15 protein-coding genes are annotated in these 14,286 nt (G+C 35.0%); 9 read left to right on the forward strand and 6 right to left on the reverse strand.

All coding sequences use genetic code 11. The features are described from left to right. Positions 1-131 precede the first annotated feature (131 nt). Positions 132-1,259 carry an Ldh family oxidoreductase gene (locus tag OL234_RS00735; RefSeq protein ID WP_275469265.1) on the forward strand — a complete coding sequence of 376 codons (1,128 nt, stop codon included), beginning with the start codon at positions 132-134 and terminating at the stop codon, positions 1,257-1,259. A 74-nt stretch (positions 1,260-1,333) separates the two neighbouring features. Further along, positions 1,334-1,990 carry an HD domain-containing protein gene (locus OL234_RS00740; RefSeq protein ID WP_275469266.1) on the forward strand — a complete coding sequence of 219 codons (657 nt, stop codon included), beginning with the start codon at positions 1,334-1,336 and terminating at the stop codon, positions 1,988-1,990. 36 nt (positions 1,991-2,026) lie between these two features. Here OL234_RS00740 and rbsK read toward each other — a convergent pair whose 3' ends face one another. Genes rbsK through fucP form a run of 3 tightly spaced genes read right to left on the reverse strand, consistent with a single transcriptional unit; the run spans position 2,027 to position 5,323 of the window. Next, positions 2,027-2,923 carry a ribokinase gene (gene rbsK, locus OL234_RS00745; protein WP_275469267.1) on the reverse strand — a complete coding sequence of 299 codons (897 nt, stop codon included), beginning with the start codon at positions 2,921-2,923 and terminating at the stop codon, positions 2,027-2,029. Positions 2,924-2,947: 24 nt separating this feature from the next. Continuing rightward, positions 2,948-3,967: an aldose 1-epimerase family protein gene (locus OL234_RS00750; RefSeq protein ID WP_275469268.1), complete on the reverse strand. Its 1,020-nt coding sequence runs from the start codon at positions 3,965-3,967 to the stop codon at positions 2,948-2,950. A gap of 18 nt (positions 3,968-3,985) precedes the next feature. Beyond that, positions 3,986-5,323 (reverse strand): L-fucose:H+ symporter permease, encoded by a 1,338-nt coding sequence (gene fucP / locus OL234_RS00755; RefSeq protein WP_275469269.1) that lies wholly within the window; start codon positions 5,321-5,323, stop codon positions 3,986-3,988. A gap of 235 nt (positions 5,324-5,558) precedes the next feature. Here fucP and deoC point away from each other — a divergent pair, with 235 nt between their 5' ends. Continuing rightward, complete coding sequence (deoC, locus tag OL234_RS00760) at positions 5,559-6,206, forward strand: deoxyribose-phosphate aldolase (protein WP_275469270.1); 648 nt, start codon at positions 5,559-5,561, stop codon at positions 6,204-6,206. Between the two features lie 111 nt (positions 6,207-6,317). Further along, complete coding sequence (locus tag OL234_RS00765) at positions 6,318-7,271, forward strand: sugar-binding transcriptional regulator (protein ID WP_275469271.1); 954 nt, start codon at positions 6,318-6,320, stop codon at positions 7,269-7,271. 42 nt (positions 7,272-7,313) lie between these two features. Here the strand turns inward: OL234_RS00765 and OL234_RS00770 are convergent, their stop codons facing one another. The 3 genes from OL234_RS00770 to OL234_RS00780 form a co-directional block, all read right to left on the reverse strand. Beyond that, entirely contained in the window at positions 7,314-7,739 is a 426-nt protein-coding gene (locus tag OL234_RS00770) for a MarR family winged helix-turn-helix transcriptional regulator (protein WP_275469272.1), read from the reverse strand. A 285-nt stretch (positions 7,740-8,024) separates the two neighbouring features. Further along, entirely contained in the window at positions 8,025-8,528 is a 504-nt protein-coding gene (locus OL234_RS00775) for a hypothetical protein (RefSeq protein ID WP_275469273.1), read from the reverse strand. A 95-nt stretch (positions 8,529-8,623) separates the two neighbouring features. Next, entirely contained in the window at positions 8,624-9,223 is a 600-nt protein-coding gene (locus OL234_RS00780; RefSeq protein ID WP_275469274.1) for an oxidoreductase, read from the reverse strand. Positions 9,224-9,357: 134 nt separating this feature from the next. Here OL234_RS00780 and OL234_RS00785 point away from each other — a divergent pair, with 134 nt between their 5' ends. The 5 genes from OL234_RS00785 to OL234_RS00805 all read left to right on the forward strand — a co-directional run bounded on the left by OL234_RS00785 (position 9,358) and on the right by OL234_RS00805 (position 14,274). Further along, entirely contained in the window at positions 9,358-9,714 is a 357-nt protein-coding gene (locus OL234_RS00785) for a winged helix-turn-helix transcriptional regulator (protein ID WP_275469275.1), read from the forward strand. A 166-nt stretch (positions 9,715-9,880) separates the two neighbouring features. Next, positions 9,881-11,428: a PTS transporter subunit EIIC gene (locus OL234_RS00790; protein WP_275469276.1), complete on the forward strand. Its 1,548-nt coding sequence runs from the start codon at positions 9,881-9,883 to the stop codon at positions 11,426-11,428. Positions 11,429-11,536: 108 nt separating this feature from the next. Further along, positions 11,537-12,874, forward strand: a complete 1,338-nt coding sequence (locus OL234_RS00795; RefSeq protein WP_275469277.1) for a 6-phospho-alpha-glucosidase — start codon at positions 11,537-11,539, stop codon at positions 12,872-12,874. Between the two features lie 78 nt (positions 12,875-12,952). Further along, positions 12,953-13,738 (forward strand): MurR/RpiR family transcriptional regulator, encoded by a 786-nt coding sequence (locus OL234_RS00800; protein ID WP_275469278.1) that lies wholly within the window; start codon positions 12,953-12,955, stop codon positions 13,736-13,738. 122 nt (positions 13,739-13,860) lie between these two features. Further along, the gene (locus tag OL234_RS00805) at positions 13,861-14,274 is read left to right on the forward strand and encodes an organic hydroperoxide resistance protein (protein WP_275469279.1); all 414 of its coding nucleotides are present in this window, start codon (positions 13,861-13,863) and stop codon (positions 14,272-14,274) included. Positions 14,275-14,286 lie beyond the last annotated feature (12 nt).

Here is a 14,286-nt window from a genome sequence, read left to right on the forward strand (position 1 = left end):
AAAATGGATGAAGAAAGGAGCTATATTGACCTTTGTTTGATTTTAATTAAGTTATACTAAGGCTAAAGTTAAAGGTATTAATTGGTAAAATTAGTAATAATAATGTGTGACTAGACAAGGAGGCGTGAGAGATGGAAGAAGTAGTGTATGAAAGCTTTGAACAACTAGAAGCGTTTATGACATTGGGATTTAAAGCAGCAGGTGTCCCTTTAGATGAGGCTGAGACATGTGCTAGAGTATTAATAGAATCTGATAAGCGTGGAATTGATTCGCATGGTGTAGGGAGGTTTAAACCAATTTATATCGATCGTATTAATAATGGTACACTCTTAACGGAAACAGACATTGAGGTTATAAAAGAAACCAAGACGACGGCTGTGTTAGATGGACATGATGGCTTAGGTCATGTGATAGGTGTTAAAGCGATGTCACTGGCAATTGATAAAGCAACCAAGTATGGATTAGGAATGGTAGCAGTTCGTAATTCTACTCACTACGGAATTGCCGGTTATTACGCCCTAATGGCTGCTAAAAAAAATATGATTTGTTTTACTGGTACGAATGCTCGCCCTTCTATAGCTCCGACGTTTGGAGTTGAAAGTATGTTAGGGACGAATCCTTTAACTATTGGTTTTCCAACAGATGAAGCATTCCCTTTTGTAATTGATTGTGCTACATCTATTTCACAAAGAGGAAAGATTGAGCATTATGCTAGAATTGGCAAAAAAATGCCTAATGGTTGGGTCGTTAATCAAGAGGGACAGGCTGTCCGAGATCCTGAAAAAGCACTAAGTGGATTAAGTAACGGAACTTGCGCTTTAACACCTTTAGGCGGTATAGGTGAAGAATTGGGTGGTTATAAAGGGTATGGTTATGCTACGGTCGTTGAAGTCTTATCAGCAGCACTTCAAAGTGGAATGTTTTTACAGAAATTATCGGGAGTTTCAGAGTCGGGTGCCCCACAACGTTATCATTTAGGACATTTCTTTTTAGCCATTGATATCAAGGCATTTACAGAAACAGATGATTTCAAAAAAATAACAGGAGATATTTTAAGAAGCTTACGTGCGTCAAAAAAAGCAGAAGGCGAAGACCGTATTTATACAGCAGGTGAAAAAGAGTATTTAGCTTATTTAGAACGATTGGAAACAGGGGTACCACTCAATAAAGTAGTGAGAGAGTCATTAGTAAGTGTCCGAGAAGCCTATCAAATTGACTTTGAATTTAGTTGGGAAAAGAAAACCTGTCAAAATAGTTGAGTAATATCAACAGCTGTGCTATTTTAAGCTAAGTCAAAAATATATAAAATAAACTGAATAGCGAGGAATAGTGAGTGGATCAAGAACAACTATTAGAGAAAGTCAAAGTTTATGTAGAAAGTATTCTAGCTAAAGATTCTTCAGGTCATGGGATGGATCATATTAATCGAGTAGTAAAATTGGCTAAGGAATTAGCAGCAACAGAAGATTGTGATTATTTTAAGGTGGTAGTAGCAGCTTATCTACATGATTTGATGGATGATAAACTTGTGGAAGATGTGAGTGAGGCCAGAAGTAACTTAGTCTTATTTTTAAGTGAATTGGGTTTTATAAAAAATGAAATTAATGATTTATTTCATATTATTGATAATGTTTCATTTAGTAATCATTTAGGTAAGCAGAAAGTTGAGCTTTCAATTGAAGCACAAGTTGTGCAAGATGCTGATCGCTTGGATGCGATTGGAGCAATTGGAATTGCTCGAACTTTTTATTACGGTGGCTTTGCTGGGCATAAAATGCATGATTCAACTATTTTACCGAGAAAGTTACAAGATAAAAAAGAATATCGAGTTAATCAAACAGTGATTAACCATTTTTATGAAAAATTATTGTTATTACCAGAGTTATTAAATACGAAAAAAGCGCAAGAAATTGGTCAACAACGCAAGCAAGTGATGATGACCTTCTTGGCAGACTTTGAATCAGAATATTTAGGAAAAGATTATAAATAAAAAAGCTGTAAGTCCATAAGACTTACAGCTTTTTTATTAAATTTCGGCAAGTGTAGGATATGATTTTTGTGTCCCACGATTAGTAACAGAGATACCTGCATAGTGATTAGCATGTTTTAAAGCTTCCGGAATGTCTTCACCTTGTGTTAAGTAGTGTGAAAAGGCACCGATAAAGGCATCGCCTGCGCCAGTAGTATCAATGGCGTGTACTTTTTCACTAGGAATCACCATGTCGTTATCTTTGTTAATCCATAAGACGCCACGAGAGCCCAAGGTAACGATGACATGTTTAACGCCTTGTTCTACTAATGATTTAGCCGCTAAAGTTATTTCATCTAATGACTCAGTTGGTAAGCCAGTTAGGGTTGCCAATTCAGTTTCATTTGGCATAAAGAAATCGACTTTTCTAACATGTTCTAAATCCAAATGTTCACTAGCAGGAGCCGGATTTAATAAAACAGGAATACCCAGTTTTTCACCTAGTTCAATCGCATGATAGTTTGTTTCTAGTGGGATTTCTTGCTGCAAAACAATCAATTTAGACTGTTTGATTGTATCTAAATGAGTATCTAGAATTGTCGGTGTTAATTCGTTGTTTGCACCTTTGATTATCAAAATACGATTACTAGAGTCTTGTGAGACAAAGATTGGAGCTGTTCCGCTACTTTTAGTCCCAATTCCAACCCCTGTTACATCAATATTATTATCTTGATAATTAGCTAGATGTTCTTTTCCAAAACTATCATTTCCAACCATTGTGATCATAGAAACCTTTGATCCTAGGCGAGCCGCAGCTACGGCTTGGTTAGACCCTTTGCCACCAAATCCCATTTCAAATTCTGGTGCTTCAATAGTTTCACCCTCTAAAGGCATTTTTTCTGTGTAGGTGATTAAGTCGATCATATTTGATCCAATTACAGTAATATCAGTCATGTTTTGTTCTCCTTAAAATATGTTTTAGTCTTTTAGACCTGTTTTGACAGTAAAGGTTTGTGTTTCATTTGGTTCTAAGTAAATTAGCGTACCAGCTTTTTGCGCAGCTGTAAAGCCTTCAGGACGACTAGTTGCTGGTAAAGCAAAAGCAGCGACTTGTTGATCAGGGTTGAATAACAACCAGCGTGTAACAATTGGAAACTCAGCTGATTTAAATTGTGTTATAAACTCACGTTGACCAACACTCATTTTAAATTCAACATCTTCAATATGTTTTGTTAAATCTTCTGTAAAGAAAACAATTTCTGGATCATAGCGTTTGCTATCATCTAGATAATTAATTAGTTTGCCGGTTGCTTTTAATTCATTATTATAGGCTAACCACTCATCCGTTGGATGGACATGACCAGGTACTGATTCACGTAGTTTGAATAACTCATCTGGGAAATTTTGAGTTATTGTTCCTTGTTCGACATAGGCATAATTCATGTGGCACATATATTGTAAAGGCATTGGTTGATATTTAGATAGGTTTGTTACTGCCATGTTAATATCAAACAGACCAGAACTTTGATGAAGAGTGACACTTGGTTTTGCTAAATAGTGGTGGCCAAAGCCTTTAACATACTCACATTCACTAACAATTGTAACTGTTTCGTCCGTAATTTGTAAGTAAGCACGATCCATTTTTGCGGTTGGAAATTCTCCATGTAAATTGTAGTCATCTTCAGGACCAGGTGTTCCATTGGCTAAAAGTCCCGAGTTAAATTGGAAACAACCATAGGTATCCGCGATGTTGTCACCCGGTAGAGGTTGCGAAAACATATCGGTCATTTTAAGTGAGATATCATCAAAAATAGCATCCCAAATAATTAGCCCCATATAAGGTAAAACCGTCAAATGGCCTTTACTATTTTTTAGTGTTAAGGCTTCGACACCTGAAGGGTAGGTGAAGGTTGTAATTTCAAACTGGCTATTTTTAAAAATCATAGAGTTTGTTTTAGAAAATTGTGAGTGTGATAGATACATAGTATGGGTCATCATTTGAATTCCTCCTCAAATTTATGCTTCTTTTTTCATTCTATTTTTTGAATAAATAATAACAACGATAAAGCAAACAAGTGATACAACAAATGAAAGTGACATAGAACCAGTCCAGTCAGCTACTAAACCTTGAATCAATGGAATAACAGCTCCACCAATTATAGACATAACGATAATCGCACCTGCTGTGGCAGTATGACGTTTATCTGTGACAGTATCAAGGGTTTGTGAGTAAATAGTAGCCCAACATGGTCCGAATAAGCCACTGACAAGAATTGTGAAATAGACAGCTGACATATTATGAACGAACATAATGTAAAGTAATGATAATGAACCAAGGATACTAAAGATAAACAATACTTTTGATGGTGAGATTTTTTTCATTAAAAAGTTTGCTAACATTTTACCTAAGAAAAAGGCGATAAAACTAAATACCATATAAGTTGAAGCACTACGTTCGTTAATGCTAGGGTCTAAGGACATTGCCAAACGGATAGTGAATGACCAAACCGCTGTTTGCATCCCAATATACATGAATTGTGTGCCAATTCCTTTTAAGAATTCTTTATTCTTAGCTAAGTAAGCTAAGGTTTCTGATATTTTAGCATCTTTTTCGTTAGTTGTTGTTTTAGGTTTAGATTTTGGAAACTCAGTTAAGGCGAATAATATCATCATGACAATTAAAATAATGATAATAAATTTATAAGGTAACAAGGTTTTTTGCAGCATTTCTTCACCAAATTGAATACGAGCAGTTCCTGTTAACCCTTTCATTTGTTCTTCTAAACTAGCACCTTCACTAAAGATTAAATATTTACCTAATAAAATACCAGATACAGCTCCGATTGGATAGAAGGTTTGTGAAATATTTAAACGTAAAGTAGAAGTTTCTTTCGGTCCTAATAATGAGCTATAAGTATTAGCTGCTGTCTCTAAAAAGCTAAGACCAATTGCGATAGCAAAAATAGCAACTAAAAAGATACTATAGGTAGCCACGTGTGAAGCAGGGAAAAATAAAGAGCAGCCAATTGTGTAAAGTAATAGTCCCACTAAGATTGTAAATTTATATGAGGTTTTCTTAATAACATTCGAAGCTGGCATAGCAATTAAAAAGTACCCGCCATAAAAGGCACTCTGAACAAAAGCGCTTGCAAAATTACTAAGAGTGAAAACGGTTTTAAATTGTGTGATTAAAATATCATTCAAACTAGCTGCTGCTGCCCAAAGTGGAAATAGAAGTGATAATAAAATAAATTGGAACCAAGGGATACGGTCTAAATAACCCTCCTCAGTTTCGGTAGCTTTTAGTTTAAATAAATGAAATGATTTCTTTTGTTTTGGTTCTTGTTGACTCATAGTTTTAACGCCTCCAATAATTTATTTGATTAAAAAACTAAAAAATGACGAGCTTACGAATCACTTCCCTATAAATTAGTATTATTTCTACTTATAGCATACACATCTATTTTAGAAATGTAAACAACAAAAATGAAAGTAATTTCAAAAATGTACAAAAATGTAAAAAAATAACATTTTACAAATGTAAATAACAGTGGTAAGATGAAGTTACTTTCAAGAGGAGGTTTTTTTGATGGAGTTAGCTAAATATTTAGATCATACAATTTTAGGTGCAGCTGCAACCGAAGCAGATGTTGACCGTGTAGTAGCAGAAGCAAAAGAACATGGCTTTGCCACAGTAATGGTAAATCCTTATTGGGTAGCGCGTGTCTCAAAAGCATTAGAAGGCACAACTGTAAAACCAGCTTGTGTTATTGGCTTTCCTTTAGGAGCCAATACAACTGCTATTAAAGTAGCAGAAGCAAAACAAGCGATTGAAGATGGTGTTGAAGAGTTAGATATGGTAATCAATATCGGTGAATTAAAAGGTAAAAATTATGAAGCTGTACAAAATGATATCAATGCCGTTGTTGAAGTAGCACATGCTTCAAGTAAATTGGTTAAAGTGATTATCGAAACAGCACTATTAACAGATGAAGAAATTGCTAAAGTGAGTGAATTAGTTATGAACTCTGGTGCTGAATTTGTTAAAACATCAACTGGTTTTTCAACAAGTGGGGCAAAATTAGAAGATGTTAAGTTAATGAAAGCGACAGTTGGCGATAAAACAGAAGTAAAAGCATCAGGTGGGATTCATAATGCTGAAGAAGCCAATGCCTTTATTGATGCTGGTGCTACACGTTTAGGTACAAGCGCAAGTATTAAAATTATCGGTAAATAGTTCGTTAAAAGAGTAGGGGCTTCCTACTCTTTTTTTGTTGGGGCAAGGCTGATCTGTGCTATAATCAAGGTGGAAATATGTCAAATAACGGAGAAATTAAGGAGGATTATCGTGAATAATGCCTATCGGAAGAAGATTAGACAAGCTGTACAAGTAGCGAAATATTATTATGATAGTGAACTAGATCAAAGTGAAATCGCTAAAGAAATGGGGCTTTCGAGACCAACTGTTTCCCGCTTGCTGCAGTTTGCTAAGGATGAAGGATATGTTCAGATCTCGATAGTAGATCCTTTTGATGATTCAGAAAAATTGGAAGAATTATTATTGACACACTATGGCTTGAAAAAAGTAATTATAACCTATACCCATTCCAATGATGAGGTCAATATTTCTCAAAATTTAGGCAAGCAAGCGGCAAATTATCTACAAGAGATTGTCCATGATGGAGATATGATTGGAGTCGGTTTTGGTGAAACCATGTATGCTGTTGCTAAGGAATTAAGGGAAATGCCCCTAAGTAATACTAATATTGTTCAATTAAAAGGCGGCGAATCCCATGCCTCTATTACCAATTACTCACATGAAGTGATGAGTTTATTCACAAAAGCTTTCCATGCTAAATCTGAAATTTTACCTCTACCAGTTATTTTTGAATATCAAAAAACAAAAGACTTAGTGATGCGCGAAAGCCACATGCAATATTTGATGGAGCAAGGTCGTAAAACCTCAATTGCTGTGTTTACAGTCGGTAGTGTGGAGCGTCATTCCATGTTATTTCAATTAAATTATTTCAATCAGGATGAAATATTAGCCTTACAAAAAGAAGCTGTGGGAGATATTTTATCCCGGTTTATTACAAAAGAAGGTAAAATTGCGAATCAAGAGATTAACAGTCGAACAATTGGGGTTGAGTTGGAAGAATTAAAAGATAAAGCAGATACCATTTTAGTAGCGGGTGGTAAGAGGAAAGTTCCTGCCATTCACGCTGCTTTAACTGGTGGTTATGCCAATACACTAGTTATTGATATTCATTCTGCTAAGGAGTTAGCTAACTTAATAGATTAACAAAGAACGTCTCCAATGACTACTATTGGAGACGTTCTTTTATTAAAAAGTAGTATTTAATTGTGTTAGTAAGTTTAAAAGTTTGGGATAATCAATAGTTGGGTTTTTCTGATGAATTTCTTTGTAAATTTTCTCAGAAATAGCCGGTAGTTGAGCTTTAATAGCTAATCCCGCTTCAGTTAAGTGCAAGACCATGAGACGTTCATCTTTAGTTGAACGTATTCTTGTGAGATAAGTCTGTGTTTCTAACTTTTTTAATAACGGACTGAGTGTCCCAGAATCTAAAAATAATTTTTCACCTAATGAACGAACAGACATCCCATCTTCGATGGCCATCATGGCAATAAAACCTGTGTAGGTTAGGTTGAAGTTATCTAGATAAGGTTTATAAAGACGGATAATTTCTTTAGAAGAAACATAAAGCTGAAAGCAAATGCTCTGTTCTAAAGAGTGATGTTCTGTTGTCATATGCGCACCCCTAGTATGTAATATAAACTCAGTGTAATGAAAAAAGAAATTCTTGTCAAACAAGAGTTTCTATGGTGAAAAAAATAACTTAGTTGTAGATAGCCCTTGATAGCTAATAGTATAGGTTAGTAAAATGATTTTTGAAGAGAATCTACAATAAGCGTGTCCCATAGTTTCCTTAGATAGGGTAGACTAGTCGCATTTTTTAAAGTTATGGCTGAATAACATTGAGAAAAGTTAACAATCTATTAGGTTTCAAATCTAGGAGTTATTAACTTTTAAGTTTTAGCGGTTAATAGATTGAGAAGTTGCACCCATCAAATTCCCTAGATAAGAATGCTTGGCTAAATTGTAATCAGGTAGTAAATCATCTTCTTGATTTAAAATAACAATAGAGTCACTAGGAAAAAGTGTATGATTTTTTATCTGTTTTTCTGTGGGTATTGTTTGTACAGTAGTATCGACCTCAGATTGAGTAACTGTCGCTATTTTTTTTTGTGCATCGGTTGTTATTCTTTCGTGAGATGTTTCTTTTTGACTATTAAAAACAGTTAGAAATGGGTAGTTATTAAATTGATTAGTTGTTAAAAGTGTGGTTACAGCATTGTTTTCTAAAACAATGGGGATAGTTCCTTGTTTAGTTATTCTGCTTGAGCTATCACTAAATCTTTGCTCTTGATCTCCTTCGATAATAATTGTCACTTCTTTACTATCTAGTGTCACGGCATACATTGATTGAGTAAAACTAAAAAAGGCTAAGCCTGATATTAAGAGTATCACTGGTTTCATCAATTATTTATCCTTTCTAATAGCAATTAAAGTATCACCGAATAGTCGCCAATCATTGATTGAAGGTGGATCTTTCCAAATTATTTGGGGTGCTTCTATTTGGTAATTAGCAAAATCTGAGACATATAAATCCGTGTATTAGAAATTGTTGAAAAAAATTGTTGGATTAAATAGTGATTGGCACCATGGATTTCAATTCCATCGAACCCAGCTCGGATGGCGCGAGAAGTTGCAAGAGCAAAAGCTTGAATCATTTCTTCAATTTGTTCATTAGATAGCTCGGTAGTTGGATAGTCTAAGAAAGAAAATTGTTTAGTACTAGGACCATAAGCAACGCCCTCTGTTTGATAACTATAACGAGCCTCACGGCCAGGATGGAATAATTGTAAGACGGCTTTAGCATTATCTTGTTTCATAGTCTTGGCTAAATCAGTTAAACCAGGCAAGTAAGAATCATCAAGGCTAGCTAAACCATAACCAAAGGCGTTTCCATAAGGTGCAACAGCAGTGGCACCTGTAATTAAAAGAGAAGCTGTTTTTGAGCGACGATTGAAATAAGCTAGGTCATCTAAACCGACGTAACCTTCAAAGGAAGAACCTTCTGCCACCATTGGGGCCATAACAAATTTTGAATCAAGGGTAGCACCGCTATTTAAAGTACTTTGTGTAAATAATGAGGTGAATGATGTTGTCATAAAGTTAATGCCTCCTTTTTTTAATACCGAGGTTATTGTACAATGAACAGGACTTAGAAGTAAGTAGGTACTTTTTTGTGCGGTAGGTACTAAAAAGTGCCTATTGGAAAATAAATGAATTGGAGGAATCATTAGTGAAAAAAACATACAATATTGCAGTTGAAGCAACGCTTGATCTGATTGGTGGTAAGTGGAAGCCCATTATTATTTGCCATCTACGTCAAGGAACATTGAGAACAAGCGAGTTACGACGCAAGATTCCACAAATTACGCAAAAAATGTTAACGCAGCAATTACGTGAATTAGAACAAGATAAGATTGTTAATCGAAAAATTTACACACAAATCCCACCCAAAGTGGAGTATCAACTAACTGAGGAAGGTCAATCTTTAGGAAAGTTAATGAGTTGCATGTCAGATTGGGGAAAAAGAGCTATTAAGGAACGGGTGGCAGCTGGCGAAGAAATTGAATTATTAGATGAGCAGTTTTAGCTATGGCAAAAGACTAACATTTTAATGTTAGTCTTTTTATGTAGTTACAATCGTAACAGGTTCAAGTGGTGAGACCTAAGTCCAAAAGGGGTGAACTTTGTTGAAACCGTTATCACGAATAGGTATGCTAATAGAGAAGAAAAAAGAATGAGGGAGAGATGATTTAATGAAAGAGGCAATGCAAAAATTTTCCAGATCGGCTATAATTCCTGTTAAATTTATGGCAGTGATGGGGCTGTTTTTAGCGTTTTCAGTTATTATGCAGTTAGAAGTTATGCCAAGTTTTATTCAGCAATTAGGGTTATTAATTAAAAGTATGATGGACGGCATGTTGAATAATTTAGCGTTAATATTCTGTATTGCTATCACATCATCTATGGCTAAAAAAAATAAAATGGAGGCTGGCGTTTTATCAGTTATCGTTTTCTTAATTTTTTTAGCAGCCAATAATGCCTGGTTAACAACACATGGTATGTTAGCAAAAGAAGGTGCTATGGGTCTTTATGGGACAGGACAGGGTTACGTTTTAGGGTTTCAAGTGGTTGATATGAATGTCTTTTTAGGAATGATTTTAGGTTGTGTGACAGCCTATATTCATAATAAATTTTCTGAAAAACAATTTATTGATATGCTAAGTATTTATGCAGGACCACGTTTAGCCTTTATTATTATGATACCGATTACATTAGTGTTAGCTATTATTTTATCTTATGTGTGGCCGGTTATTAATAATGGTATTGAATCATTGTCAGGTGTGATTTTAGGTGCTGGATTATTTGGTGTTTTCTTATATGGGTTTGGAAATCGCTTCTTAATTCCAACAGGTTTACATCACCTATTATGGATGCCATTTTGTTTTACTGCGATTGGTGGAACAGCTGAGATTAATGGGCAAATGTATACAGGTGCAGTCAATATTTTTTATGCTGAAATGGCAAATGTAGGAACTATTACTACATTAGACCCGTCACTTCGTTTTGCTTTATTCGGTTTTTCTAAAGTATTTGCTTGTATTCCAATTGCTTTAGCTTTAATTCATTGTGCTAAAAAATCAAGAAAAGATGAAGTGAAAGGAATGGTGTTACCCGCTGCCTTTGTAGGAACTGTAGCAGGTATTACTGAAGCGCTTGATTTCACCTTTTTATTTGCCTCACCCTTACTATGGTTTGTTCACAGTTTATTAGCTGGATTTTCAGAGGCATTAATTTGGGGGTTAGGTATTCGCACCTTTGTTAAAGATGGCATCATTGATACCGTAGTTTCTAATTCAGTCTTTAGTCCAAGTTTAACAAAAGTATATTTATTTGTACTTGTTGGGTTAGTAATGTCGGTTGTCTGGTATGTTGTGTTTGTCTTTTTAATTAAGAAGTTCAATTTAAAAACACCAGGTAGAGAGGAAGAGCTAGCTGTTGTTGGTGTAAATGGGCAAGAAACAAACGTTGCATCAATTAATGAGGCGCAGGTCAATCAGCAAGGCGACATTGATTTAGTAATCAGTGGTTTAGGTGGGGCAGAAAATATTGAAGAAATTACAAATTGCTTTACGCGTTTGAGAGTTGAAGTTAAGGAACCAGAGAAGGTTGATAAAGTGTTATTAGAAAAAATCAGTTTATGTAAAGGCGTTGTCATGAATGAAAAAAATGTCCAAGTTATTATTGGAATGGGAGTGCAACCCTTTAAAGAAGAGGTGTGTGAAGCCTTAGGTTTAGAATAAGTGTCACACAGTGAACCTAGTTCCAGATGTAATGAAAACGGTTGAATATTTTAAGATAACTAATAGACTAGAGATGTATTAAACAATAAGAAAAGTGAGGGAATAAATATGTTAGAAAAAAAATCAGTTGTCATCGCCGGTGGAGGTAGTACTTATACTGCAGGGATTGTAATGATGTTAATCGAAAATCAAGATAAATTCCCATTGAAAACATTGAAATTTTATGATAATGATTATGATCGTCAAAAAATCGTAGCGGATGCTTGTGAAATCATCGTCAGAGAACGAGCACCTGAAATTGAATTTATTTCAACAACAGATCCAGAAGAAGCTTTTAGTGATGTTGATTTTGTTATGGCACATATCAGAGTGGGTGGCTTACCAATGCGTGCTATGGATGAAAAAATACCACTGAAGCATGGTGTTGTTGGTCAAGAAACATGTGGGCCAGGAGGAATTGCTTACGGAATGCGTTCAATTCCAGGTGTTATCGAGCTGGTTGATTATATGGAAAAATATTCACCAGATGCTTGGATGTTGAATTATTCTAACCCAGCTTCGATTGTGGCTGAAGCAACTAGAATTTTAAAACCGAATTCTAAAATAATTAATATTTGTGATATGCCAGTAGCTATTAAAAAAGGGATCGCTGATATTATAGGGTTAGAAGATGGCAACGACATTATCGATCGTTACTATGGGTTAAATCATTTTGGTTGGTGGACAGAAATGTTAGACAAAGAGGGCAATGATTTAATGCCACAAATAAAAGAACATGTTGCCAAATGGGGATATGGCCCAGCGGGTGAAGCTAATGATAATCCGTTACTTGAAGAAGCAAGTTGGATGGATACTTTTTTAAAGGCTAAAGATATTTATGCCGTTGATCCCGAAACACTACCAAATACTTATCTAAAATATTATTTATTCCCAGATGAAATTGCAGCACATTCAAACCCAGATTTTACTAGGGCTGACGAGGTAATGGCTAATCGTGAAAAAAATGTTTTTGCTGAATGTAGACGGATTGCAACGGAAGGCACAGCTGAAAATACGACGATTGAGGCAGGGGAACATGCTGAATTTATCGTCCAACTAGCCGGTGCTTTAGCTTATAATACTTATGAAAGAATGTTGTTAATTGTCGAAAATAATGGAGCAATTGCAAATGTACCAAATGATGCGATGGTAGAAGTCCCTTGTTTAGTAAGTAAACGAGGCTATGAACCCCTGGCTATGGGGAATATCCCTTATTTCCAAAAAGGGATGATTGAGCAACAAGTTGCGGTTGAAAAATTAGTGGTAGCTGCTTATTTAGATAAATCGTATCAAAAATTATTGCAAGCAATCACTTTATCAAAAACAGTCCCTAATGCCACTATCGCGCGAGCAATTTTAGATGATTTAGTTGAGGCTAATAAAGATTACTGGCCAACATTAAATTAATGTCTATTCCACAAATTTATGATATAAAGGAGATAAGCATTGTATATGCTTATCTTTTTTTATTAGGGAGGAAAAATTGTGGGATTAAATGATCTAATCAATACTCACTTTGATGAACTGAGTGATACTGACAAGTATATTTGTGAATTTATCTTAGATCAACGCAAGAAGGTAGGGGATATGAGTATTAAAGAGTTTTCTCAATTAAGTTTAACATCCAAGTCTTCAGTGATCCGCTTTGCTCAAAAATTAGGGTTTACAGGATATAGTGAGTTACGTAATTTTATTAAATGGGAATCACAAGATGGTGGTGAAGCAAGAGGAAGTCATCATTTTTTAAACCAAGTCTTGAGTGACACAGAAAAGTTAATCGAGTCAATCAGAAAAGAAGATTGGTTAAGTATTTATAAAAAAATTGAACTATCTCAACGAATATTTGTGATCACAACTGGGGTCACGCAACAGAATCAAGCTTTAGAACTTCAAAGGCAGCTATTATTAACAGGAAAAAATGTTTCTTTGATACCTGGTAATCCTAAAAGTTCTGAATTTAAAAGAATGCTTGAACAATTAGGTGAATCAGACATGATTTTTGTCTTATCATTATCTGGTGAAAACACGGACCTAGAAGGTGTTATTAATATTTTAAATTTGAAAAAAAGTTTTTTAGTATCGATTACTAACTATAAAAGTAATTGGTTATCAAAAAATTCAACTTATAGCTTGTACGCTAGAAGTAGTAAGAGTCCTGATTTAACTGATTGGTGGTTACAAACTACCTCAACTTTTTTTGTTTTAATTGAGAGTTTTATTTTTGGATATAATGATTATTTACGTGGCAATTATCATGTTGGCGAGTCGTAAGGATAATGAGATAGTTAAAGCTGTTATCTTAGGATAACAGCTTTTTTTTTAAAACAAAACACTTGTCAAACACAATTAGATTGTGTACAATCTAATTTATCGAGTGGAAAGAAGGTAGTGACATGAAAAAAGTATACGCAACAAAAGTCATTAATACAGGAGGACGAGCGGGTGAAGTTCATTCAACTGATGGCTTATTTCAGTTAGATATTTTACCACCGGGCAAAAAAGCTGAGGGTGCAACGAACCCAGAACAATTATTTGCTGCAGGCTATAGTGCTTGTTTTAATAGTGCGTTAGATTTTGTCAAAAAACATCACGAGGTGGTGGGAGAGTCAACTATCAGTGCCACTGTTAGTTTATATAATGTGAGCAAATCTGATTTGCCAGACGTTCAATTGGGTGTTGAATTAGAAGGGCATATTGAAGGGGTTTCTTTAGAAAAAGCCCAAGAGTTACTAGAATTGGCTCACCAAACGTGTCCTTATTCAAAGGCGACCCAAGGGAATATTGAAGTTCTAATTAAAGCTATTTAAGTTAATATGGAG

The sequence above is a fragment of the Vagococcus intermedius genome (assembly GCF_029144185.1).
Classification (GTDB): domain Bacteria; phylum Bacillota; class Bacilli; order Lactobacillales; family Vagococcaceae; genus Vagococcus_D; species Vagococcus_D intermedius.